Annotated in this window: 17 protein-coding genes; 12 read left to right on the top strand and 5 right to left on the bottom strand. The window is 69.9% G+C overall.

Going from position 1 to position 24236, the window contains the following annotated elements:
* Positions 1-33: 33 nt before the first annotated feature.
* On the top strand, positions 34-3201 hold the full coding sequence (locus FB561_RS33575; RefSeq protein WP_145814045.1) for a heparinase II/III domain-containing protein: 3168 nt from the start codon (positions 34-36) through the stop codon (positions 3199-3201).
* Positions 3202-3279: 78 nt separating this feature from the next.
* Here the strand turns inward: FB561_RS33575 and glgP are convergent, their stop codons facing one another.
* Entirely contained in the window at positions 3280-5874 is a 2595-nt protein-coding gene (gene glgP / locus FB561_RS33570) for an alpha-glucan family phosphorylase (RefSeq protein WP_145814044.1), read from the bottom strand.
* Between the two features lie 229 nt (positions 5875-6103).
* Here glgP and FB561_RS33565 point away from each other — a divergent pair, with 229 nt between their 5' ends.
* Both FB561_RS33565 and FB561_RS38390 read left to right on the top strand, forming a co-directional pair.
* Positions 6104-8092 (top strand): alpha-1,4-glucan--maltose-1-phosphate maltosyltransferase, encoded by a 1989-nt coding sequence (locus FB561_RS33565; protein ID WP_145814043.1) that lies wholly within the window; start codon positions 6104-6106, stop codon positions 8090-8092.
* A 79-nt stretch (positions 8093-8171) separates the two neighbouring features.
* Entirely contained in the window at positions 8172-8831 is a 660-nt protein-coding gene (locus FB561_RS38390) for a hypothetical protein (RefSeq protein ID WP_202880987.1), read from the top strand.
* A gap of 7 nt (positions 8832-8838) precedes the next feature.
* Here FB561_RS38390 and FB561_RS33555 read toward each other — a convergent pair whose 3' ends face one another.
* Entirely contained in the window at positions 8839-9468 is a 630-nt protein-coding gene (locus tag FB561_RS33555; RefSeq protein ID WP_145814042.1) for a winged helix-turn-helix domain-containing protein, read from the bottom strand.
* A gap of 314 nt (positions 9469-9782) precedes the next feature.
* Here FB561_RS33555 and FB561_RS33550 point away from each other — a divergent pair, with 314 nt between their 5' ends.
* Together FB561_RS33550 and FB561_RS33545 are read left to right on the top strand one after the other, a co-directional pair.
* Positions 9783-14153: a S8 family serine peptidase gene (locus FB561_RS33550; protein ID WP_238335282.1), complete on the top strand. Its 4371-nt coding sequence runs from the start codon at positions 9783-9785 to the stop codon at positions 14151-14153.
* 312 nt (positions 14154-14465) lie between these two features.
* Positions 14466-15314 carry a hypothetical protein gene (locus tag FB561_RS33545; RefSeq protein WP_145814040.1) on the top strand — a complete coding sequence of 283 codons (849 nt, stop codon included), beginning with the start codon at positions 14466-14468 and terminating at the stop codon, positions 15312-15314.
* 1 nt (position 15315) lies between these two features.
* Here FB561_RS33545 and FB561_RS33540 read toward each other — a convergent pair whose 3' ends face one another.
* A complete protein-coding gene (locus FB561_RS33540; protein WP_145814039.1) occupies positions 15316-15852 on the bottom strand; it encodes a winged helix-turn-helix domain-containing protein in 537 nt (178 codons plus the stop codon).
* A 262-nt stretch (positions 15853-16114) separates the two neighbouring features.
* A complete protein-coding gene (locus FB561_RS33535) occupies positions 16115-17392 on the bottom strand; it encodes a glycoside hydrolase family 18 protein (RefSeq protein WP_145814038.1) in 1278 nt (425 codons plus the stop codon).
* Between the two features lie 258 nt (positions 17393-17650).
* Between FB561_RS33535 and arfA the strand changes: the two genes are divergently transcribed.
* The 7 genes from arfA (at position 17651) to FB561_RS33500 (ending at position 23797) form a co-directional block, all read left to right on the top strand.
* A complete protein-coding gene (arfA, locus tag FB561_RS33530; protein ID WP_145814037.1) occupies positions 17651-18676 on the top strand; it encodes a channel-forming protein ArfA/OmpATb in 1026 nt (341 codons plus the stop codon).
* A gap of 76 nt (positions 18677-18752) precedes the next feature.
* Entirely contained in the window at positions 18753-19394 is a 642-nt protein-coding gene (locus FB561_RS38385) for a sunset domain-containing protein (protein WP_202880986.1), read from the top strand.
* 56 nt (positions 19395-19450) lie between these two features.
* Positions 19451-19663: a hypothetical protein gene (locus tag FB561_RS33520; protein WP_145814036.1), complete on the top strand. Its 213-nt coding sequence runs from the start codon at positions 19451-19453 to the stop codon at positions 19661-19663.
* Positions 19663-20043, top strand: a complete 381-nt coding sequence (locus tag FB561_RS33515) for a type II toxin-antitoxin system HicA family toxin (protein WP_145814035.1) — start codon at positions 19663-19665, stop codon at positions 20041-20043. The genes FB561_RS33520 and FB561_RS33515 overlap by 1 nt, the downstream gene beginning before the upstream one ends.
* Before the next feature lie 61 nt (positions 20044-20104).
* Positions 20105-20311 (top strand): hypothetical protein, encoded by a 207-nt coding sequence (locus tag FB561_RS33510; protein WP_145814034.1) that lies wholly within the window; start codon positions 20105-20107, stop codon positions 20309-20311.
* A 352-nt stretch (positions 20312-20663) separates the two neighbouring features.
* Positions 20664-22385, top strand: coding sequence for a maltose alpha-D-glucosyltransferase (gene treS, locus FB561_RS33505; protein ID WP_145814033.1), 1722 nt, complete (start codon positions 20664-20666; stop codon positions 22383-22385).
* Positions 22382-23797 (top strand): maltokinase N-terminal cap-like domain-containing protein, encoded by a 1416-nt coding sequence (locus tag FB561_RS33500; protein WP_145814032.1) that lies wholly within the window; start codon positions 22382-22384, stop codon positions 23795-23797. Before treS ends, FB561_RS33500 begins: the two co-directional genes overlap by 4 nt.
* Before the next feature lie 42 nt (positions 23798-23839).
* Here FB561_RS33500 and FB561_RS33495 read toward each other — a convergent pair whose 3' ends face one another.
* A complete protein-coding gene (locus FB561_RS33495) occupies positions 23840-24208 on the bottom strand; it encodes a PH domain-containing protein (protein WP_145814031.1) in 369 nt (122 codons plus the stop codon).
* Positions 24209-24236 lie beyond the last annotated feature (28 nt).

Below are 24236 nucleotides of genomic sequence, written 5' to 3'. Positions count from 1 at the left end.
TCCGTAACTCACTCGGGTCAAGGAGTCCAGCAGATGACTCACGAACCTCCCCTCTCCCGCCGCACGGTCCTGCGCGGCTCGGTCCTGGCCGGCGCCGCCGCGGCCGTGCCGAGCTGGACCGTCCTCGGCACCGCCACCAGCGCAGCCGCCGCCGGACTTCCGGCCACCCCGGCGGCCGGACCGGTCAAGACGGCCACCACCTACTACACGGCCGAGCGGGTCCGTGCCGCCCGCGAGAACGTCGCCCGGTACGCCTGGGCGCAGCAGCTCCGCGACACCGCGGTGACCGGCGCCGACCGGTTGCTCGGCAAGGGCGACGACTGGATCTGGTCAGCGGTGACCACCCAGGGTCTCCCCCGCAGCTACGCCGTGAACCAGCTGCTCGGCTCGCCGATCACGGGCACGGACATCTACGAGTTCGGCAACTACCCGTGGCGGGCGGACCCTTACGGACGTCCGTGGAAGCTGGTCGACCCGTCGAGCGACTACGTGTTCCCCACCAACGACTTCTGGGCGTTCTACCAGAGCGGCCTGGACGAGCACGGCAACTTCGACCGCGACCGGGGCGACCCGCAGTACCTGGTGAACACGCTCTACCCCGAGCGCGGCCCGGACTGGGGCGTCGAGGACGGGTTCGGCTGGATCGATGCCGACGGCAACAAGTGGACGTTCGCGGCGTACTACAACCACTGGTTCGCCTGGTACGGGCCGACCTCGGTGGTGGGCCATCTGGCCACGCTGCGGGACGCGTACCTGCTCACCGGCGACCTGCGGCACGCCCACGCGGGCCTGGTGATGCTGGACCGGATCGCCGACGTCTACCCGGCGATGGACACCGCGCCGTACCCGCGCAGCGAGGGGTACCTGCACTCCGACGGCCTGACCGGTCTCGGCAAGGTGATCGGCTCGATCTGGGAGACCTCGCTGATCCGGGACGTGGCCGCGGCGTACGACGCGTTCTTCCCCGCGATCGCGACCACGGACGAGGCCGGTGTGGTCCCGTTCCTGGCCGCGAAGGCGACCGGGTACGGGCTACCGGCCAAGGACAGCCCGGCCGCGATCCGGGCCAACATCGAGACCGGCGTGCTGCGCCAGATCGAGCCGGCCGTCCGGGCCGCCAAGATCCGCGGCAACTTCGGTATGCACCAGTCGACGCTCGCGATGGCGGCCGTGGTCCTCGACGACCCGGTGGCCTCACCGCAGTGGATCGACTTCGTCTTCCAGCCCGGCGAGTTCATCAACACGCCGACGCGCAAGGAGATCACCGGCGGCGACGTGTCCGGGACCCTGGTCGACGACGTGGACCGCGACGGCAACGGCAACGAGGCCGCGCCGCACTACAACGACCTGTGGATCGACCAGGTCAAGGGCATCGCCGACATCCTGGCCGGGTACTCGCGCTACCCGACCGCGGATCTGTACGCGCATCCGAAGTTCGCGATGATGCACCGGGCCCGGCTCGCACCGACCATGCTGAACCGGTACGTGCCGCCGATCGGGGACAGCGGCTCGACCGGTAACCCGGGTCTGCTCGGCACGGCCCGGGACCACGTGCGCGCCTTCGAGCGGTACCAGCGACCCGAGGACGCGCAGGCGGCGTACCTGCTGAACGGGAACAGTGCCGACGGGCTGTACGGCGATCTCTACAGCACCGACGTCGCCGGGACGGCCGAGAAGATCCAGCAGATCGTCGAGCACACCGGTCCGCTCGCGCTCAAGAGCCACAACCACACCGGGTACGGGTTCGCCGCACTCCGCGACGGCAGCGATGCGCAGGGCCGGGCGGCGAGCCTGTACTACGGGCGCACCGCCGGGCACGGGCACAAGGACACCCTCAACCTGGGGCTGTGGGCGTTCGGCGTCGACCTGCTCCCCGACCTCGGCTACCCGGAGTTCGCGGACCGGTCGAACCGGCGCGCGGAGTGGAACGGCAACACGATCGCGCACAACACGGTGGTGGTCGACGCGTCCCCGCAGAAGCCCAACATCGTCGGCCTGCCGATGGGGTTCGCCGACGGGGAGAACGTGAAGTTCGCCGACGTCGCGGCCCCCGCCGTGTACTCGCAGGCGTCGCTGTACCGGCGGGCGACGGCGCTGATCCGGGTGGACGCGCAGAACGCGTACGCGGTCGACGTCTTCCGCGTTGCCGGAGGCAACCAACACCACTTCTCCCTGCACGCCGCCGAGGGGCCGGTGACCAGTACCGGCCTCGACCTGGTCGCACAACCGACCGGGACGTACGCGGGACCCACCATCCAGCAGCCGCCCGACACCGCGCCCGCCCGGCCGACGGCGAACGGGTTCGACTGGCTCGGCAACGTCTCGCGGGCGACGGCGCCGGCTCCCGGGTTCACCCTCGACTACGCGGTCAAGGACACCTGGAACGTGCATCCGACCGACCCGGACCTGCATCTGCGGGCAACCCTGCTGACCGAGTTCGAGGAGGTCGCGCTGGCCGACGGCGTGCCGCCCCGGAACAAGCCGGGCAACCCGAAGAGCCTGCGGTACCTGATCGGGCGGCGGCGCGGGACGAATCTGGCCAGCCAGTTCGTCACGGTGTTCGAGCCGTACGTCGGGACCCCGGTCATCAGCCGGATCAGCCGGGTCCCGGTGACGTCCGACGACGGCACCTGGGCCGAGCACGAAGTGGCCGCGGTGAAGGTGGAGCTCGCCAACGGCCGGACCGACTACGTGATCGGCTCGCTGCGGACCGACCTGACCTTCCGGGTCGACGGGCAGTTCACCTTCCGTGGTTCGTTCGGGGTGCTCGCGGTTCGGCAAGGGCGTGGGGAGTTCGCGTTCAGCCACGGGTCGACCTTGCTGAATCCGGGGCTGCCGGCTCCTGGTGCCGCGGCCGCGATGACCGCTCCGGCACCGGCTCTCACGGGGACCGTGCAGGACTTCACCCGGGAGCTGAGTTCCACCAACCGGCTGGTCCTGACCCTGCCCGCGAAGCCGCCCGCCGGGACGATCGCCGGTCTCGCCGGGCAGTACGTGTACGTGGACAACGACGGGGTCCGGAACGCGGTGTACCGGATCGTGGGTGCGCGCGAATCCGGTGGCCGGACGGTCGAGCTGGATCTCGGCGAGACCACGTTGATCCGCAGCTACCTCGGGACGGACCCGGACGCCGGCTACCGGTACGACGTCGCCGTCGGCGCGGCGGCCCGGATCCCGGTCACCCGGCAGTGGAGGGCGTGACCACGGCAACCGTGAGGACATGCACGAGGGGCGCCACCCCCGTTGTCGGGTGGCGCCCCTCGTGGTGCATGGGACCTGTCAGAACTCCGAGCCGGCCGGCAGGTCCGGGGACTCCGGGTCGTCGGGGTCGGACGGGCCGGCGGCCAGACCGAGCTCGGCGGAGCTGGCCAGCATGCCGTTCTTCGGCAGCACCCGGACGGTGTAGCCGAACGGGCCGGTGCGGTCCAGCTTCAGCTCGCCCTCGAACCGGTGCCGGTTGCCCTCGTAGGTCTCGGCCAGCCGCAGCGAGACGCCGACCGCGTCCTTGATCTCGTCGGCCGAGTCGACCCGGCCGTGCAGCGCCTCGACGTCGATGTCCTCGGGCGTCAGCTCACCCAGCGACACGAACGCGCGGATGCCGACCGTGGTGCCGAGCTGCGGCACGTCGCCGAGTCCCTGCAGCTCCACGTGGTCGACCCGGACCTGCGGCCAGGCCTCGCGGACCTTGCGCTTCCAGCCGGCCAGGTCCCGAGCGCCGTCGTACGTCGCGTTCAGCTGCCGCGACGAGCGCGCGGCCGGGACGTACAGCTGCTCGACGTAGTCGCGGACCATCCGGGTGGCGAGCACCTTCGGGCCGAGCTCCTTGATCGTGTGCCGCAGCATCTCGATCCAGCGGCCCGGCACCTCACCGTCGTAGAACCGCGGCGCGACCTGCTTCTCGATCAGGTCGTACAGCGCGTGCGCCTCGAGGTCGTCGCGGCGGTCGGTGTCCTCGATCCCCTCCGCGGACGGGATCGCCCAGCCGAACTCGTCGTCGTACCACTCGTCCCACCAGCCGTCCCGGATGGACAGGTTGAGCGCACCGCACAGCGCAGCCTTCATACCGGACGTGCCGCACGCCTCGTACGGGCGGAGCGGGTTGTTCAGCCAGACGTCGCAGCCCGGGTACATCGGCTGGGCCAGCGCGATGTCGTAGTCGGGCACGAACACGATCCGGTGCCGGATCTCCGGGTCGTCGGCGAACCGGACCATCTCCTGGATCAGCTTCTTGCCGCCCTCGTCGTGCGGGTGCGCCTTGCCCGCGATGACGATCTGCACCGGCCGCTCCGGGTGCAGCAGCAGCGCCTTCAGCCGGGCCGGGTCGCGCAGCATCAGCGTCAGCCGCTTGTACGACGGGACGCGGCGGGCGAAGCCCATCGTCAGCACGTCCGGGTCGAGGATCTCGTCGACCCAGCCGAGCTCGGCCTCGCTGGCGCCCCGGTTCAGCCAGGACGCCCGGACCCGGGCCCGGGTGTCGTCGATGAACCGCTGCCGCAGAACCCGCTTGGTCTCCCAGATCTGCGCGTCGGTGGTCTTGTCCAGGCCCTCGAAGATGCCGTCGGACTCGGCCGTGTCGGTCCGGGCGTAGGTCAGGTCGTGGATCTCCCGGGCCACCCAGGTCGGCGCGTGCACGCCGTTGGTGATCGAGGTGATCGGCACGTCGGCCGGGTCGAAGCTCGGCCACAGCCCGGAGAACATCCCCCGGCTGACCACCCCGTGCAGCTTGGACACGCCGTTGGCGCGCTGGGCCAGCCGCAGGCCCATGATCGCCATGTTGAACACACCCGGGTCGCCGCCCTCGAAGTCCTCGGCACCGAGGCCGAGGATCCGGTCGATCGGCACGTCGCCGAACACGTCCGGCGAGAAGTGCTGCTGGATCAGCTCGACCGGGAACCGGTCGATGCCGGCCGGGACCGGGGTGTGGGTGGTGAACACGGTGCCGCCACGGGCCACCTCGAGCGCGGTGTCGAAGTCCAGGCCCTGGTCGGCGGCGAGCTCGCGGATCCGCTCGATGCCGAGGAAGCCGGCGTGCCCCTCGTTGGTGTGGAACACCTCCGGCGCCGCGTGGCCGGTGATCCGGCAGTACGTCCGGACCGCGCGCACGCCGCCGACGCCGAGCAGCAGCTCCTGCAGCAGCCGGTGCTCGGTATTGCCGCCGTACAGCCGGTCGGTGACCTCGCGCTCGGCGGGCTCGTTCTCCTCGATGTCGGAGTCGAGCATCAGCAACGGCACCCGGCCGACCTGGGCGACCCAGATCTGCGCGTGCAGCTGCCGGCCGCCCGGCAGGGTCAGGGTGACCGTGGCCGGCTTGTCGCCATCGCGGAGGAGGGTGATCGGCAGCCCGTCCGGGTCGACCAGCGGGTACCGCTCCTGCTGCCAGCCCTCGCGGTTCAGCGACTGCGCGAAGTAGCCGTGCCGGTAGAGCAGCCCGACACCGATCAGCGGGACGCCGAGGTCGCTGGCGGCCTTCAGGTGGTCGCCGGCCAGGATGCCCAGACCACCCGAGTACTGCGGCAGCACGTGGGTGATGCCGAACTCAGGGGAGAAGTACGCCACCGAGCTGACCGGGGAACCCGCGTCGGCCTGGAACCAGCGGTGGTCGGACACGTACCCGGTCAGGTCGGACACGGCCAGCTCGAGCCGGCGCAGGAACGCGGGGTCGTTCGCCAGCTCGTCGAGCCGGGCCGCCGGGACCTCGCCGAGGAGCTTGACCGGGTCGCCACCGGTGCTGCGCCACAGCTGCGGGTCGACAGCCTCGAAGACGTCCTGGGTCTCGGGGTGCCAGGCCCAGCGCAGGTTGTTCACCAGGGTGCCGAGGCCGGTCAGCGGCTCGGGCAGGACAGGGCGGACGGAGAATCGTCGTATCGCTCGCACCGGGACACCGTACCGGCCCAAGGTGCCCCGGGCACCCTCGGGATGCATCGATTTTGCAACGCGAGCAAGTTCTTGCAGGCTTCGTCGCGGGGTGTGAGCGACGACGTTCCGCAGTGTGGACCGAACCGTGATGCCCGCATGACGTGGTCTGCGTCCGGGAACCGATAACGTCAGACCTGTCACTGCCGTTGTTCCATCCGCGAGTCGGAAAGCGAGTTCATCGACCACCATGACTGGGCGCATCCCGATCACCGACGTCACCCCGACCGTCGACGCCGGAGCGTATCCGGCCAAGGCCTCGGTCGGCGAGACGTTCACCATCGCGGCCACGGTCTTCCGGGAGGGCCATGACGCGGTGAACGCGAACGTCGTGCTGACCTCCCCGTCCGGGCAGACCCGGCGGATGCTGATGAGCCCGGTCGGCCAGGGCACCGACCGCTGGACCGTCGAGGTGACCCTCACCGAGCAGGGCGCCTGGACGTTCGCGGTCGAGGGCTGGAGCGATCCGTACGGGACCTGGCGGCACAACGCCGAGATCAAGGTGCCGGCCGGGCTCGACGTCGACCTGATGTTCGCCGAGGGCGCCGCCTTCTTCGACCGGGCCGCGGCCGGGGTACCGCCGGCGGTGCGGCTGGACCGGGCCACCCTGACCGACGCCGCGCACGCCTTGGCCAACGGCGCGCTGCCGCCCGAGGCCCGGCTCGCCGCCGGCATCTCGCCGCAGGTCCGCGCCGCCCTCGGCCGTTACCCGGTGCGCGAGCTGATCACGTCGTCCGAGACGTACCCGGTCTGGGTGGACCGCGAGCGCGCGCTCTACGGCAGCTGGTACGAGTTCTTCCCGCGGTCGGAGGGCGCCGAGTTCGACGAGTCCACCGGTGCGTGGAAGTCGGGCACCTTCAGGACCGCGGCGAAGCGGCTCGACGCGGTCGCCGCGATGGGCTTCGACATCCTCTACGTGCCGCCGATCCACCCGATCGGGACGGCCTTCCGCAAGGGCCCGAACAACACCCTCGACCCGAAGCCGGGCGACCCCGGGTCGCCGTGGGCGATCGGCTCCGAGGACGGCGGCCACGACGCGATCCACCCCGAGCTCGGCACCTTCGAGGACTTCGACCACTTCGTCGCCCGGGCCCGCGAGGTCGGGCTCGAGGTGGCGATCGACCTGGCCCTGCAGGCGTCCCCGGACCACCCGTGGGTCAAGGAGCACCCGAAGTGGTTCTCGGTCCGCGCCGACGGCTCGATCGCGTACGCGGAGAACCCGCCGAAGAAGTACCAGGACATCTACCCGATCAACTTCGACAACGATCCCGAGGGCATCTACGCCGAGGTGCTGCGGGTGGTGAAGCTGTGGATCTCGCACGGCGTCACCGTGTTCCGGGTCGACAACCCGCACACCAAGCCGGTGAACTTCTGGGAGTGGCTGCTCGGCGAGGTCCGCAAGACCGACCCGGACGTGGTCTTCCTGTCCGAGGCGTTCACCCGCCGGCCGATGATGCGGGAGCTGGCCAAGGTCGGCTTCCACCAGTCGTACACCTACTTCACCTGGCGCAACGAGAAGTGGGAGCTGGAGGAGTACCTGCGCGAGCTGACCGAGGAGACCGGGCACGTCCTGCGGCCGAACTTCTTCGTCAACACGCCGGACATCCTGACCGCCTACCTGCAGTACGGCGGGCCGGGCGCGTTCAAGATCCGGGCCGCGATCGCCGCCACCTCGTCGCCGGCCTGGGGCGTGTACGCGGGGTACGAGCTGTTCGAGCACGTCGCGCTGCGGCCGGGCTCCGAGGAGTACCTGGACACCGAGAAGTTCCAGCTCCGGCCGCGGGACTGGGAGGCGGCCGAGCGCGAGGGCCGCACGCTGGCGCCGTACCTGACGCTGCTCAACAACGTCCGCCGCCGGCACCCGGCCCTGCAGCAACTGCGCAACCTGAGCCTGCACAACGTCGAGGACGACGCGATCATGTGCTACTCCAAGCGCGTGACCGGCGCCGACGGCCACACCGACACCGTCATCGTCGTGGTCAACACCGACCCGCACTCGGTCCGCGAGTCGATGGTGCACCTCGACATGGCCGCGCTCGGCATGCGTCCCGAGGACACCTTCACCGTCTACGACGAGGTCAGCGGCGCCACCTGGCGCTGGGGCCAGCAGAACTACGTCCGCCTCGACCCGAACGGCGACCCGGCGCACATCCTCGCCGTCCGCCGCGGGCAGGCGTAGGCACAGCAAGATCCTGCGGATCGGGGCAGGTCCCTGCCAACAGCGGGGACCTGGCCCGCCGCGTCGCTAGTCTCACCGCATGCACGTATCGAGGCGGTCACGGAAGGCGATGGCCGCCGTGGTGGCGATCGGTGTCGTCCTGGCCGGTACGGCCTGCGGCTCGGACTCCGGCGCGGCGCCTCCGCCGTCGCCCTCGACCCCGACCCCGTCGCCCACCCCCAGTCCTCCGCCGACCACGTCCGCCTTCGATGCGGCCCGGCACGCCGCGTGCGGAGGACAGCCCTTCAACCCGCGCGCCGTCCGTCCGCTCAGCCGCCGGATGCGCGCGTACAAGGGCTCCGGGATCCACCCGGTGCAGCTCGTCCAGATGTACTCCTACGACTTCTCCCCCGAGCTGCCACTGGCCTGGAACGCGGCCAGCGGGCCGATCATGGCGACCCAGCTGGTGCTCTGCGAGTACGTCGACGGCAAGTACCGCGGCAAGATCGTCGACCAGTGCACGTACCAGCAGGCCGACGGGACCACGAAGACGGTGAACGTCCGGCGGACCCGGTTCCTCTACCGGTTGTTCGAGGCGTCGACCGGGCGGCCGGTCACGACCTTCACGGTGATGGGTTCGCAGTCGGCCTGTCCACGGTCGCCGCAGACCACCGCGAAGGAGTATCCGCAGTACGTCGACGGTCCCGACCTCGTCACCAAGCTCAAGCCGTACGCCACCGGACCGGCCCGGCACGCTTGACCTGCCGTCAGCCGGCGCGCAGACCCCTGATGGCCGGCCGCTGGTGATCGGCCAGCCGGAACCCGGTACCGCGGACGGCGTCGATGGTGACCGTCGTGCCCAGCTCGTCCAGCTTGCGCCGCAAGCGCTTCACCAGTGAGTGCACGTCCGCGGTCCCGCGCTGATGCCGGTTCCGCCAGACCGCCTGATGCAGCGCCTCGTACGTCCAGACCCGCACCGGCTCGGTCATCAACCGGGTCAGCAGGTCGTGTTCGAGATCGGTCAACGGCACCTCCCGGCCCCGCCACTGCGCGACCGACCTGGCCGAGTCGATCGCGAGCACGTCCGGTCCGGCCCGGTGCGCGGGTCCCGGACCGCGGGCAGCCGTGGGCCGGGCGACCGGTTCGGCCTCGGGCTCGGGCTCGGGTGGCTCGGGCTGCTCGGGCGGCACCGGGGGCTGGGTGGCCGGCGTGAGGAGTTTGCGGAGTTCGTCGAGGCTGGACACGAGCAGCAGCGGCGCGACGTCGTCGACGAGTTCGGCGAGCCGGACACGTTCGTCCAGCGAGGCGGCGACGGCGATGAGCAGCGGGAACGGCTGCTGGGTCGAGCTGAGATCCAGGGCGCCGTCGCTCGGGGCGGGAACACGGGCGGTGACCATTCGATCACGATGTCAACCGCTGCCTCGAATCGTCAACGGATTGCCAAACTCTGACCGAACTTGCCCAGAATGCCCGAACCGCTAGTGACATCTTGCTCACGAACTGTGCTTGTTCACGTTCACATCTGACACATAAGGTCCCAATCGGGTCCGAGGCGTCACACCTCGCGACCTGGGGGGCACGGTGCGTTCGCAGAACCGGTTCAGCCTGCGAACCCCGATCCTCCGCACGTTGGCTCGGGGGCCGACTCGGGGATGTCAAGTGAGGGGCTGCAATGTCACATCAACGACGAAGGGGACTCGCCAGATCACTGGTGGGTGCCCTCGCGGCGGTCGCGGTCGTCACGACCGGTCTCGCCGCGTCCGGCCTGGCCGCCCAGGCCGCACCGCCCACGAAGCCGGAGGCCACCCCGGCGAGCAAGATCAAGCCTGAGGTGATGGCCAAGCTCGAGGGCAAGGACGCCAAGGAGGCGACGGACTACTGGGTCCGGTTCACCGCCAAGGCCGACCTCAGCAAGGCGAGCACGATCACGGACTGGACCCAGCGGGGCACCGCGGTCGCCGCGGCGCTGAAGAAGACCGCCGCGGAGAGCCAGGCCAAGGTGAAGGCCGAACTGGACTCGCAACACGTGAAGTACCAGGCGTTCTGGGGCACCAACGCGATCCGCGTCTCCAGCGGCTCGCTGACGCTGGCCCAGAACCTGGCCGGGCACGCCGAGGTGGAGGGGATCTACAACCCGACCACGATCGAGGTCCCGAAGGTCACCCAGGGCAAGGACGAGCGGCAGATCAACTCGCTCGAGTGGGGCCTGGCGAACATCAACGCCGACGACGTCTGGTCGCAGTACGGCGACAAGGGCGAGGGCATCGTCATCGCCAACATCGACACCGGCGTCCAGTACGACCACCCGGCGCTGGTCGGCTCTTACCGGGGCAACCTGGGCGGCGGCCAGTTCGACCACAACTACAACTGGTTCGACGCGGCCGGCACCTCGCCGAGCGCGCCCGCCGACAACAACGGCCACGGCACCCACACGATGGGCACGATGGCCGGGGACGACGGCGCCGGTAACCAGATCGGGGTCGCCCCCGGGGTGAAGTGGATCGCCGCGAACGGCTGCTGCCCGAGCGACGCCGCGCTGATCACCTCCGGTGAGTGGATGCTGGAGCCGACCAACCTCGCCGGGCAGAACCCGGACGCGAGCAAGCGGCCGAACATCATCAACAACTCGTGGGGTTCGACGCTGCCCTCCAACGACCCGTTCATGGAGGACATCACGCTGGCCTGGACGGCCTCCGGCATCTTCGGTGCCTGGTCGAACGGGAACAGCGGCCCCGCCTGCCAGACCAGCGGCTCTCCGGGCAGCCTGGTCAGCAACTACTCGGCCGGCGCCTACGACATCAACAACAACATCGCGTCGTTCTCCGGCCGTGGGGTCGGGCAGAACGGTGAGATCAAGCCGAACCTCTCGGCGCCGGGCGTCAACGTGCGCTCCAGCGTTCCGGGCAACGCGTACGCGAGCTTCAACGGCACCTCGATGGCGTCCCCGCACCTCGCGGGCACCGTCGCGCTGCTGTGGGCCGCCTCGCCGGCACTGAAGGGCGACGTCACGGCCACCCGTGCGCTGCTCGACAACTCGGCCGTCGACAAGGCGGACAGCCAGTGCGGCGGCACCACGGACGACAACAACGTCTACGGTGAGGGTCGGCTGGACGCGCTCGCGCTGCTGAACGCCGCCCCGATCGGCGACACCGGCACGCTGTCCGGCAAGGTCACCAAGACCGACGGCAGCGCGCTCCCGGGGGCGACGGTCACCGTCACCGCCGAGGGCCAGCCCGACCGCGCCCTGACCAGCGGCACCGACGGCGCGTACTCCGCCGTCCTGCCCGCCGGTGAGTACGGTCTGACGATCGCCGCGTTCGGCTACAAGGGCCAGACCGCGACCGCGACGATCACCGCGAACGCCACCACCACGAAGAACTTCAGCCTCGAGGCCGCTCCGACGGTCAACGTCGGCGGCACCATCACGGACGGCTCCGGCCACGGCTGGCCGCTGTACGCGAAGGTGAGCGTCGAGGGCCCCGGTGGCGTGTTCGACTACACCACCCCGACCAACGGCCGGTACAGCTTCAAGGTGCCGTCGAGCGCGTCGTACACGCTCAAGGTCGAGGCGCAGTACCCGGGCTACCAGACGGTCAGCCAGCCGATCGCGGTCGGCACCGGCAACCTGACCAAGAACGTCGCGGTGCCGGTCCGCAGTGACGCCTGCACCACCGCCCCCGGTTACAAGTACGGCTCCGACGGGGTCTACGAGACGTTCGACGCGAAGACGACGCCGAGCGGCTGGACCGTGGTGGACAACAAGGGCAACGGCCAGACCTGGAAGTTCGAGGACCTGGGCAACCGGGGCAACCTGTCCGGCGGTTCCGGCGGCTTCGCCATCGTCGACAGCGACGAGTACGGCTCCGGCCAGCAGCAGGACACCTCGCTGGTCAGCCCGGTGATCGACCTGACCGACGTGGCCACCCCGGTGGTCAAGTTCAACCAGGACCTGAACTGGCTCGGCGGCGAGAAGGCCGACGTGGACCTGTCGATCGACGGTGGGACCACCTGGACCACCCTGGTCAGCCAGGCCGCCGACACCCGCGGCGTCAAGGAGATCGCGATCCCGCAGGCGGCCGGCCAGGCCGCGGTGCAGGTCCGCTTCCACTACTACGACGCCCAGTACGAATGGTGGTGGCAGGTCGACAACGTCCTCGTCGGCAGCGCCGTCACCTGTGAGCCAGTCGGCGGCGGCCTCGTCGTCGGCAACGTGAAGGACGCCAACACCGGCGGGTTCGTCAACGGCGCCGTCGTCACCCGTGACGACAAGGCGACCGAGACCGCGACCACGGTCGCGACGCCGGACGACAGCGGCCTGAACGACGGCTTCTACTGGCTCTACTCGGCGGACTCCGGCGCCCACGGCTACACCGCCAAGGCCGGCAACTACGTCGCCTCGAGCCAGAGCGTCGACGTCGAGGCCGACTGGGTCACCGCGGCCGACTTCTCGCTCGCGGCCGGCCGCCTGTCGGTCACCCCGGGCGCGATCGACGCCACCCTGAAGATGCCCACCGGCAAGGTCACCAAGTCCTTCACGGTCAAGAACACCGGCGGCGCGCCGGTGGACGTGAAGTTCGGTGAGCGCGACGGCGGGTTCGAGATCGAGAACGCGGACGGCAGCAGGACCACCAAGGCGGACGTGCTGTCCGGCGACGGTGCCCCGCTGCAGCGGCTCGCGGTGGAGACCTCGTTCGCCAACCAGCTGGCGGGCAAGATGGCCGGCAAGCCGGCCGTCGCGAAGCCGCTCGCGGCGCCGTGGGCCGACATCGCCGACTACCCGGCCACCGTGATGGACAACCGGGTCGTCAACCTGGACGGCAAGATCTACTCGATTGCCGGCGGCAACGGGAGTGCGTCGACCGCGAACAGCTACGTGTACGACCCGGCCACGCTGGCCTGGACCGCGATCGCCCCGCTGCCGGGCGCGCGGAACGCGATCACCGTCGGCGCCGTCGGCGGCAAGATCATCGCCAGCTCCGGTTGGGGCGCTTCCGGACCGGACGCCGGCACCTGGGCGTACGACCCGGCCGCCAACACCTGGACCGCCCTCGCCGCCAACCCGGCGCCGCGGGCCGCCGCGGGCCAGGCGGTCCTGGACGGCAAGCTGTACGCCGTGGGTGGCTGCACCACGTCGTCCTGCACGCCGATGTCCAACACGGTCGTCGCCTACGACGCCGCCAGCAACATCTGGGAGACCAAGGCCAACTACCCGAAGTCGGTGGCGTTCGCTTCCTGCGGCGCGATCGACGGGCAGCTGTACTGCTCGGGTGGTAACGACGGCTCGGCCGCCCACAAGGCGTCCTACGTGTACGACCCGAGCGCGAACTCCTGGTCGCCGATCGCCGACGCCCCGGCCGACCACTGGGCGGCATCCTTCGCCGTCGCCGGTGGCAAGCTGCTCGTCGTCGGCGGTGTCCAGACCGGTGCCGTGACGAACGCGGGCTTCGCGTTCGACCCGGCCGCCGGTACCTGGGCCGCGCTGCCGAACGCCAACATGCCGCGGTACCGCGGTGGGGCGGCGTGCGGCTTCTACAAGGTCGGTGGTTCGTCCGGCGGCTTCACCGCGACCGTGGACAGTGAGGCCCTGCCGGGTCTCGAGGACTGCTCCGAGTCGTCGGCCGACGTCAGCTGGCTGAGCATCGACAAGACCGAGGCCACCCTGGCCCCGGGTGCCAGCACCACCGTCAAGGTGACGCTCAACGCCAGCGTCGACCAGCCGGGCAAGTACCTCGGCTCGGTGACCATCGGCGAGAACACCCCGTACTCCGTGGACGCGGTCGGCGTGACCATGAACGTCACCCCGCCGAACACCTGGAGCAAGCTGCTGGGCACCGTCACCGGGGTAGCCACCTCCGGCGCGACCGCCCCGCTGCCGGGTGCGATCGTCCAGGTCGACTCCTGGGCGCAGTCGTACACCTTCATCACGGACAACCAGGGCAAGTACGCCTACTGGCTGGACCGCCGCAACAACCCCCTCACCCTCATCGCCGCCAAGGACGGCTACAAGCCCCAAACCCGCACCACCCGCCTGCTGGCAGGCGAGCCGGTCGTCGAGGACTTCGCCCTGAAGTCCATCAAGTAACCACGACCTAGCACTCCCCCGGCCCCACCCAGGCACGTCCTGGGTGGGGCCGGGGCCTTTGTCCCTCGCGGCTACCACCACCGCACTCCCCACCACTCGCTAGCGCGTTGTTTCGCCGATAGCGCGTTACACCACGCCATCCATCCAACAACCCGCCATCGGCGCAACTTCGCGGCAGCAGCCAGCAGTCTTCGCGTATCCCCCGCCGCCTTCGGTAGGCGCTGCTCAGATCTGGGCAGCCGGTCGGTCTCATCCTTCCTGGGTGATCCCCGGACGACCTGGTGGGCGTGGAATCCAGGGGGGAGGTCGCCGATGACGCAGTACCCGCTGCCGCCGCCCGGGTCCGCTGCCGTGGAGAGACGGTCGGCCGGTCCGTTCCTGACCCGGGTCACCTACGTGCGGCCCGACGGTTCCCGGGTTCGGTGGAGTTCGCGGGCGCATCGCAAGCACGCCTCGCTGTTGTCGCGCGCCCGGGCCGACGGGGACCACCTGCTCTGGGCCCCGCATCGTGCGTCCTGGTGGATCGCGATCCTCTTCGCCATCGGCTCGCTCTGCTTCGTCGTTGCGCCGTTGCCGTTCTTCCTCGAACTGGTCGGCGGGGACGCGGACGGGATGGTCTTCTTCGTCGGGTCCGTCTTCTTCACCACGGCGGCCGCGCTGCAGTGGCTCGAGACCGTCAACGCGGATCGTGGTCCCGTCGGACATCGGACTCGCCGATTCCGCCTGGTGCGCTGGGAGCCCCGGCGGATCGACTGGTGGAGCAGCGGGATCCAGTTGATCGGCACCGTCTACTTCAACGTCACCACGTTCCGGGCGCTGAGTACCGCGCTCGACTCGTCCTCGTACGACCCGCTGGTGTGGCGGCCGGACGCGGTCGGGTCGGTCTGCTTCCTGGTCGCGGGGTATCTCGCTTTCGTCGAGGTCGCCGGAGGTCTTCGGCGGCTGCCGGCGTGGACCCTCGAAGGCGCGATCGTCAGCGTGAACTTCTTCGGTTGTGTGGCGTTCGGCGTCTCGGCGCTGGCGGCGTACGTGCTGCCCTCGACCGGTGCGCTCGCCGACGCGACCGTGGCGAACGCGGCGACGTCGATCGGCGCATTGGCGTTCCTCGTCGGTTCCGTCCTCCTGCTGCCCGAGGGCGTCCAGACCCAACCAGGGCAGTGACTCAGGCCGCGGGGAGCAGGTGGAAGCCCACGCCGCGGACCGCGTGGATCGTGACGGCGGCGCCGAGTTCGGCGAGCTTCTGGCGGAGGCGTTTCACCACCGAGTGGATGTGCGAGCCGTGGCCGAGGTGTTCGTTGCCCCAGACGGCGTGGTGGAGTTTCTGGTACGTCCAGACCTGGCCGGGATGCCGGACCAGGCAGGTGAGGAAGTCGTGCTCCAGCCGGGTCAGCGGGACCTCGCGGTCCTTCCAGCGGACCACCCGGCGCTGGTCGTCCAGCCGGAGTCCGGCCGGCAGTTCGACGACGTCGGCCGCGTAGTCGGTCTCGTCCTCGTCCGCCGGACCGACCTGGGCGACCAACTCGGCAACCGGTCCGACCGGTCCGGCCGCGGTCGTCAGGTCGAGGAAGGCGCGGGCCTGGTCCGCGCTGGACACGAGCAGCAGCGCCTCGGCCCCGCTCAGCAGGCGGGTCAGGTGCACCCGCTCGGCGGTGGACGTGGCGACACCGATGATCAACGACGAGTCCGGCAGCCTCTCCATGGAGCCCCTCCATCCATCCACGTACCGGGTCAGCGCAGCACAAGTACGCTCAACCGCGAAGGGCAAGTCAAGGGAAAGCCCGCGGACCCGGGTGGCACATATGCGACCTGTCCGACTCCGGCCACCGCTTCGCCCGCGGCACGCCGGGACGGCCGCCGATCCCACGCCGGCCGTAGTAGTGGCGCAACGACCAGCGCCCGATCCCTTGACCAGTTTGGGTCAGGAGGACCGGGCGCCGGATCGGTACCGGGCCGGTGACCGATCAGCCGACGGTCTTGACCGCGGTGATCAGCTCGCCGTTTCCGGTGTCACCGGACAGCTCCCAGAAGAAGGCGCCGCCGAGACCCTGCTCGTTGGCGTACGACATCTTGCCGCGGATCGTGGCCGGGGTGTCGTACCCCCACCACTGCCCGTCGCAGAAGGCGTACGCCGTCCCGCCGGCCGTGCCGTTCGACGGGCACCGGGTGGAGATCAGCTTGTAGTCCTCGATCCCCGCCTCGTACTTGCCGGGCGCCGCGCCGGTCGCCGTACCACCGGGCGCGGCCTGGGTGACGCCGGTCCAGCCGCGGCCGTAGAAGCCGATGCCGAGCAGCAACTTCGAGGCCGGGATGCCCTTCGTCTTCAGTTTCTGGATCGCCGCGTCGCTGTGGAAGCCAGGCGTCGGGATCCCGTCGAACGACGTCAACGGCGAGTGCGGTGCGGTCGGGCCCTGGGCGTTGAACGCGCCGAAGTAGTCGTACGTCATCGGCATCACCCAGTCGAGCTTCTGCGCCGCGGTGGCGTAGTCGGTGGCGTCGATCTTGCCGCCGTCGGTCCCGTCGGCCGTGATCGCGGCCGTCACCAACGCGGACGAGCCGAACCTGGTCCGCAGTGCGCCGACGAGGTTGCCGAAGGCGTCCGGCCCGGACGCGTCGCAGCTGAGGCCGCAGGCGTTCGGGTACTCCCAGTCGATGTCGATGCCGTCGAACACGTCGGCCCAGCGCGGGTCCTCGACCAGCGCGTGGCACGACTCGGCGAACGCGGCCGGGTTCTTGGCCGCCTCGGTGAAGCCGCCGGACCAGGTCCAGCCGCCGAACGACCAGACCACCTTGAGGTTCGGGAACTCCTTCTTCAGTTTGCGCAGCTGGTTGAAGTTGCCGCGCAGCGCACCGGTGTCCCAGGTGTCCGCGACGCCGTCGACCGACCCGGCGGCGTCGTAGAACTTGTCGTACGCCGCGTAGGCGTCACCCATCGAGCACCTGCCACCGGTGGTGTTGCCGAAGGCGTAGACGATCGTGGTCAGCTTGGCCGCCGACCCGCTCGTCTTGATGTTCTTCACGTGGTAGTTGCGGTCGTAGACACCCCACTCGGTGAAGTAGCCGACGACGTGTTTGCCGGCCGCCGGAGTCAGGCTCTGCTGTCCGGTGTCCTGCTGGGCGGCGACCAGGTCCGGGCCGGAGCGGCCGGCGTCGGACGGGGTGGCCGCGGTGGCGGCCGGGACCACACCGGCCCCGAGCAGCGCGATCGCCGCGAGCAGGGTCGGGAGGGGACGGATTCTCATAGTTGTTCCTCCTGGGGGGCGGAGAGGGACAGAGCGCACACTACTCAGTACGAGCGGTTAAGAAAAGAAGCAACACAAATAAAAATGGTCGCGCGTTCATCTCTCGCTTCTCCGGCAACCCCGGCAGCCCGGTTTCCGGACGCTCGGCCAGGCGGGACCTCGGAGCGGTCTCATCACGGTGGTTTCACGTGCGGAGCAGGCGCTCAACGGAGTAGTGTCACCGCGCACGGTCACACCTGACCGCTCGACGGAGGAACAGTGCCTGGATCCGCGGACGACAGCCGGTCCGACACCACTCCGGCCACGGCGAGCAGCAAGCTCGCCCGGCGGCCCGGCGTGGTCTGGCTGCTCGCTCTGCTGATCGTGCCGCTGGTCCTCACGACGCTGCTGGTCGCCTGGAAGGGCGAAGGTCTGCGCGCCGCCAGCGCCGACGACCGGGACACCGGCAGCACCGAAGCCCAGGCGACCTCGACGCCCGTACCGTCCACGCCGGCGCAATCCTCTCCGGCGCAGACGACGGCATCGGACGAGCGGACTATCGCGCCTTTCGCGGTCCGGCGGACCGGGTCGACATTCACCGTCCAGGCCGTGGTCCGGGACCAGGCCGCCAAGGAGACGGTCCTGGCCGACGTGAACTCGTTGCTCCCCGAGGGCACCGAGTTCGTCGACCAGGTCAGCGTCGACGAGGCGACCGGGCTGCCCAGCACGATGGCGTTGTCCGCACTCGTCCGCGCGCTGTCCGCCGCGAAGGGCGACGCCTCGGTCAGCTACGACGGCTCGACCGTCACGCTCAGCGGGCAGGTCGCGGACCAGGCCACGAAGGCGACCGCCGCCCGGGCCGCCGCGAAGGCCGCGCCGGGTGCGGTGATCGCCAACCAGCTGCGGGTGCCGGGGACGGGCAAGCCGCCGGTCAGCGAGGCGTGCCGGACGTTCGAGACCCGGCTGGCCCGGCTGATGAGCCGGAACAAGATCGTCTTCCTTTCCGGGACCGCCCTCGTCAACGAGGCGTCCCGGCCCTCGCTCCCGCGGGCGGCGGCGCTGATCCGCAGCTGCCCCACCGCGCGGATCGAGATCGCCGGTCACACCGACAACCTCGGGGACCCGGCGACCAGCAAGCCGCTGTCGCAGCGGCGGGCCGACACCGCGAAGGCCACCCTGGTCCGGCTGGGTATCCCGGCCGACCGGCTGATCAGCCGCGGGTACGGCGAACTGCTGCCGCTGGCGTCCAACCGGACCGCCGCCGGCCGGATCGCCAACCGCCGGGTCGAGATTCGAGTGCCGTAAGGACTGAGATGAGTTGGCTGTTCGCCCAGGTGTGGTTCCTGCTACTGGCCGCCTTCGCCGCCGGCAGCGCCGCCGCATGGCTCGCGTACCGCATCGCGCCGTCGCGGAACGCCCGGTGATGGGCGGCCTGCTCCGGCAGAACTGGCCATGGGAGCTGCTCGCCTTCCTGCTCGGCGCCGCGATCACCTGGTTCCTCCTCAACCGCCGGCCCCACCCGACTCCGACCGCGCCCGTCGCCCAGGAGGCCGCGGAGGAGAAGGTCCTCGTCGGCGCGGGGATCGCCGCGGGCTCGGCGCCGGCCGCCCGACCCGAGGCGACGGCGCCTGCGCGGGAAGAGCCGGCGCGGGAAGAGGTCGTGCGACCGGTCTTCTCTCGGCGGATGGAGGTACCGGTCACGCCCGAGCCCACGTTGTTCGACGACCCGGCCGAGCTGCTCGAAGACGTGCCCCCGGACATTCCAGCGGAAGCACCGACGGCCGACGAGGTACCGCCCGGCAAGTACGGCCCGGGGTCCGCGGATGCCGTTCCGCACCAGGGACCGCCGGACGGTTTCACCATCAAGGGCAACGCGGGCTCGATGCTCTTCCACACCCCCGATTCGCCGTACTACGGCCGGACCAAGCCCGAGGTCTGGTTCCGCACCGAGGCCGACGCCGAACGCGCCGGATTCACCAAGTACGTCCGCAAACCGCGCAAGTCCCCGCCACGCCGGGATTGACCCCGGCGCCGACCTACGATCTCCGGCAAACAGAGCAGCTGAAGTAGGAGGCGGAAGTGCAGCGTGACATCACGGTTTCCTTCCTCGTCGTCGAGGACGAGAACGGCACCTGGAGTGCCGAGGCGGCGTTGACGCCGAAGTCGTTCGCGAACGGCGAAGGCGCTACCCGCGAGGCCGCGATCGAAGACCTCAAGGAGGCCATCGCCGCGCTCGCCGACGTGGTCGGTGTGCCCGAGCAGCTCACCGTGACCGTCGAGGTGAACGGCTGATGACTCCACCCAAGAAACGCAAGGATGCCGAGAAGGAGCTCAAGGACGCCGGCTTCTCCAAGCTCAAGGATCGCGGCAAGGGCAGCCACGAGGTTTGGCAGGACGAGAAGGGCACGTCGGTCACCGTCCCGAACCACGGTAAGGAGATCAACGGCAACACCTGGAAATCCATCCAGCGCCAAAGCGGCATGGGCAAGGGGGCCGACGACCAGCTGGTGCTCGGGAGTGGGAACGAGCAGGAGGTCGACCACGCCATGCGGCTGGCGAGCGACGGTATTCCTCGGGCCGGCAGCGGCCAGGGGCGCGGTGGCTCCGGCGAGCAGAGCCGTCAGCACGGCGGCCCGTCGTCCCGTGGCCAGGGCCAGGGTCTAGGCGGCTGAGGTTTCGGGTCCGGCGCCGCGCGGGCGCCGGACCCACCGTCACGAACAAGGAGGTACCGGAGTGCAGGAGAACGCCGAGGACTCCGGGAAGAAGCCGGCCGGTCAAGGGTCGGTCGGGAAGAAGCCGGCCGAGGAGAAGGCGCTGGATCCGCGGGACGGGGTCGCGGACGCCCGGGGCGCCACCCGCAAGGGCGCGGGACGGCTGCGGTCCGGTGGCCGGAAGGCGGCCGGACGGATCGGGCGCAACCGCGGTGAGCGAACCCGCTGAGCCGTCCCACGCCGCGAAAAGTGCCCTAGAACAACGGCCGGCGGAGCGAAAAGCAACGCGAATCAGATAACGAATCGATGCCGTGTCAAGGTCTCCGAGCGCCTATTTGCTTGTACTGGCAAAGCACCGTCACACTTGGCGGAACGCCGGCCCGGGCCGCCCCTCCCACGGCGTCAACCACCCACCACGGACACCCTCGGAGTGCCGTGCTGCGGGTCCCCTTTTGAAAGCCCGGCGACCGGGTACGGGAACCGGAGCACCCCTCGGCGCGGTGTCCGCCCGCGCGTCGCCGGTAGCCCCGGTGGCCGCAGCCCGCAGTACCGCTAGGTTTGGACCGAGGGGATGACACCCGATGGAGGTGAGCGTGACCGACATGCTGCCGGAGCAGCACCACGGACTGACGAAGAGTGACCCGCTGTGGTTCAAACGGGCCGTCTTCTACGAAGTCCTCGTGCGGTCGTTCAAGGACTCGAACGCCGACGGCATCGGCGACCTGCAAGGCTTGACCGAGAAGCTCGACTACCTCGAGTGGCTCGGCGTGGACTGTCTCTGGTTACCCCCGTTCTACCCATCCCCGTTGCGGGACGGCGGGTACGACATCTCCGACTACACCAACGTGATGCCCGAGGTCGGCACGATCGCCGACTTCGCCGCGTTCATGGAGGCCGCGCACGCGCGCGGGATCCGGATCATCGTCGACTTCGTGATGAACCACACCTCGGACCAGCACCCCTGGTTCCAGGCGTCGCGTACCGATCCGGACGGCCCGTACGGCGACTTCTACGTCTGGTCCGACGGCGACGACCAGTACTCCGACGCCCGGATCATCTTCGTCGACACCGAGACCTCGAACTGGACCTGGGACCCGGTCCGCGGCCAGTACTTCTGGCACCGGTTCTACTCCAACCAGCCCGACCTGAACTTCGAGAACCCCGCCGTCGGCGACGCGATGATCGAGGCGCTGAAGTTCTGGCTGGACCTCGGCGTGGACGGCTTCCGGCTGGACGCGGTGCCGTACCTGTTCGAGGAGGAGGGCACCAACTGCGAGAACCTGCCGCGGACGCACGAGTTCCTCAAGCGGGTCCGCAAGGAGGTCGACGCCAACTACAGCGACCGCGTGCTGCTGTGCGAGGCGAACCAGTGGCCGGCCGACGTGGTCGAGTACTTCGGTGACCGCGAGGGCGGCGGCGACGAGTGCCAGATGGCGTTCCACTTCCCGGTGATGCCGCGCATCTTCATGGGCGTGCGGCGCGAGTCGCGGTTCCCGATCTCGGAGATCCTGGCGCAGACCCCGGAGATCCCGGACACCTGCCAGTGGGGCATCTTCCTGCGCAACCACGACGAGCTGACGCTGGAGATGGTCAGCGACGAAGAGCGCGACTACATGTGGGGCGAGTACGCCCAGGACCCGCGGATGAAGGCGAACATCGGCATCCGCCGCCGGCTCGCGCCGTTGCTCGACAACGACGTGAACCGGATGGAACTGTTCACCGCGATGCTGCTGTCGCTGCCCGGCTCGCCGATCCTCTACTACGGCGACGAGATCGGGATGGGCGACAACATCTGGCTCGGTGACCGCGACGGGGTCCGGACCCCGATGCAGTGGTCGCCGGACCGGAACGCGTCGTTCTCCACCGCGACCCCCGGCAAGCTCAGCCTGCCGGTGATCATGGACCCGGTCTACGGCTACCAGGCGGTGAACGTCGAGGCCGAGATGGAGAACTCGTCCTCGCTGCTGCACTGGACCCGGCGGATGATCCAGACCCGCAAACAGCACCCCTGTTTCGGGATGGGTACCTTCACGGACCTGGGCGGTTCCAACCCGAGCGTGCTCTCGTACGTGCGCGAGTTCGGCGACGACGTGGTGCTCTGCGTCAACAACCTGTCGCGGTTCCCGCAGCCGATCGAGCTGGACCTGCGCCAGTGGCAGGGCGTGGAGCCGATCGAGATGCTCGGCGGCGTGCACTTCCCGGCCATCGGGGAACTGCCGTACCTGCTCACCCTGGGCGCCTACGGCTTCTACTGGTTCCGTCTGCCGGTGAACCCGGCTGATCGTGAGGAGAGCTCTTCGTGACTTCGCATCTGGACCAGGTCCAGTCCTTCTGTGCCAACCAGCGCTGGTTCGGTGAGAAGGGACACGACGTCCGCGTCGACGCGATGGCCACGTCCGCGTGGCTGTCCGGCGAGGGCGTCTGGCCCGCGGTCCGGATCGGATTCGTGTACTGCTCCGGTCCGCCCGGCGCCGAGTTCCCCATCCGCGTGTACCAGATGCCGCTCAGCTATCACCCGGCGCCGGCCGAGCACCTCGGTCACGCGCTGGTGGGTGACTGGGACGAGCAGGATCTCGACGACGCCCAGGTCTGGGTGTACGACGCGCTGCACGACAAGGAAGCGACGCCGTACTGGCTGGACGCGGTGACGCACGGGCGGCAGCTGGACGGGCTGGAGTTCCATCCGGTGCACTCGCCGGAGCGCACGATCGTGGTCCCGGACGACGCGCAGTCGCTGGTGCTCACGGTCGAGCAGAGCAACACGTCGCTGGTGTTCGGCGACACCGCACTGCTGAAGGTGTTCCGCCGGCTCGAGCCCGGGAGCAATCCCGGCGTCGAGATCGAGTCGGCGCTCACCGAGGCGGGGTCCGAGCTGGTCCCCGAGGTGCTCGGCTGGGCCCGCGGTTCGTGGCCGCGGGCCGGTGGTGGCACCGACACCGGTGACCTGGCGATGATGACGGCGTTCCAGAAGAACGCGACCGACGGCTGGTCGTACGCGACCACCTCGGTCCGGGACCTGTACGCCGAGGCGGACCTGCACGCCGAGGAGGTCGGCGGCGACTTCGCGGGTGAGTCGCACCGGCTCGGGGCGAGTACGGCCCAGGTGCACGCGGAGCTGGCGAAGGCGCTGCCCACCGACGTGTGGGAGCCGAGCCAGATGGTCGAGCACGCGGCGGCGATGCAGCGCCGGCTGGACCACGCCGCGGCGCAGATCCCCGAGCTGCAGCCGTACGTCCCGGGGTTGCGCCGGGCGTTCGACGCGCTGGCGGCGTACGGGCAACCGGTGCCGGTGCAGCGGATCCACGGTGACTTCCACCTGGGTCAGGTGCTGCGCACGATCGAGGGCTGGAAGCTGATCGACTTCGAAGGGGAGCCGGCCAAGTCGCTGCCCGAGCGGCGGGCGCTGGACACCACGATCAAGGACGTCGCGGGCATCCTGCGCTCGTTCGACTACGCGGCCCGGTCGTTGCTCTCCGATCACCACGGCGACCAGCAGATCGCGTACCGCGCGGCCGAGTGGGCGAACCGCAACCGCAACGCCTTCTGCGACGGGTACGCCGAGGTCGCGAACACCGACCCGCGCGACCAGGGCGTCCTGCTCAGCGCCTTCCTGGCCGACAAGGTCGTCTACGAAACCCTGTACGAGGCCCGGAACCGCCCGACCTGGCTGCCGATCCCGCTGGCGGCCGCGGCCCAGCTCAGCGCGGCCGAATAGACGATCCCCGGACGCTCGGCGCGGAGCGTCCGGGGCCGGTGCTCAGCGCATGATGTTCCACAGCACGATGTTGTGCGCGTGCACCGCCTTGTCGTGACTGCGGAACTGCACCTCGTGCAGCGCGCCGCCCACCTGGACGGCGATCGTGCTCGACGACGCGAACTTGCCGAGTACCGACTTGTCCGACACGTAGGACACGGATTGCACCTGCTGGTACGGGATGCTGGTCAGCGCCGTCCGCTTGCCGACGAACGAGTTGTCCTGGATGACGATGCGCTTGTTCGTCAGGCCGATGAACCCGGTCCCCGCCCCGATCGCGTCGTACACCGCGAGCACGGACTCCCCCTGCAGCAGGCCGGCCTCGACCTTGTCGAGCTGGTCCTGCTTGTCGAAGACAGGTTGCTGGTTCACTGAGCTCCCTCGGGCCGGGCGTCGTTTG

Source organism: Kribbella amoyensis (assembly GCF_007828865.1).
Classification (GTDB): domain Bacteria; phylum Actinomycetota; class Actinomycetes; order Propionibacteriales; family Kribbellaceae; genus Kribbella; species Kribbella amoyensis.
The sequence above is the reverse complement of the archived record's forward strand: the minus strand, read 5'-3'. Positions and strand labels throughout refer to the sequence as shown.

What these genes read in the sequence shown, in the direction of transcription:
- FB561_RS33575 (WP_145814045.1), top strand. Translation starts at nt 34, where the DNA reads ATGACTCACGAACCTCCCCTCTCCCGCCGCACGGTCCTGCGCGGCTCG.
- FB561_RS33565 (WP_145814043.1), top strand. Translation starts at nt 6,104, where the DNA reads ATGACTGGGCGCATCCCGATCACCGACGTCACCCCGACCGTCGACGCC.
- FB561_RS38390 (WP_202880987.1), top strand. Translation starts at nt 8,172, where the DNA reads ATGCACGTATCGAGGCGGTCACGGAAGGCGATGGCCGCCGTGGTGGCG.
- FB561_RS33555 (WP_145814042.1), bottom strand. Translation starts at nt 9,468, where the DNA reads ATGGTCACCGCCCGTGTTCCCGCCCCGAGCGACGGCGCCCTGGATCTC.
- FB561_RS33545 (WP_145814040.1), top strand. Translation starts at nt 14,466, where the DNA reads ATGACGCAGTACCCGCTGCCGCCGCCCGGGTCCGCTGCCGTGGAGAGA.
- FB561_RS33540 (WP_145814039.1), bottom strand. Translation starts at nt 15,852, where the DNA reads ATGGAGAGGCTGCCGGACTCGTCGTTGATCATCGGTGTCGCCACGTCC.
- FB561_RS33535 (WP_145814038.1), bottom strand. Translation starts at nt 17,392, where the DNA reads ATGAGAATCCGTCCCCTCCCGACCCTGCTCGCGGCGATCGCGCTGCTC.
- FB561_RS38385 (WP_202880986.1), top strand. Translation starts at nt 18,753, where the DNA reads ATGGCTCGCGTACCGCATCGCGCCGTCGCGGAACGCCCGGTGATGGGC.
- FB561_RS33515 (WP_145814035.1), top strand. Translation starts at nt 19,663, where the DNA reads ATGACTCCACCCAAGAAACGCAAGGATGCCGAGAAGGAGCTCAAGGAC.
- treS (WP_145814033.1), top strand. Translation starts at nt 20,664, where the DNA reads ATGGAGGTGAGCGTGACCGACATGCTGCCGGAGCAGCACCACGGACTG.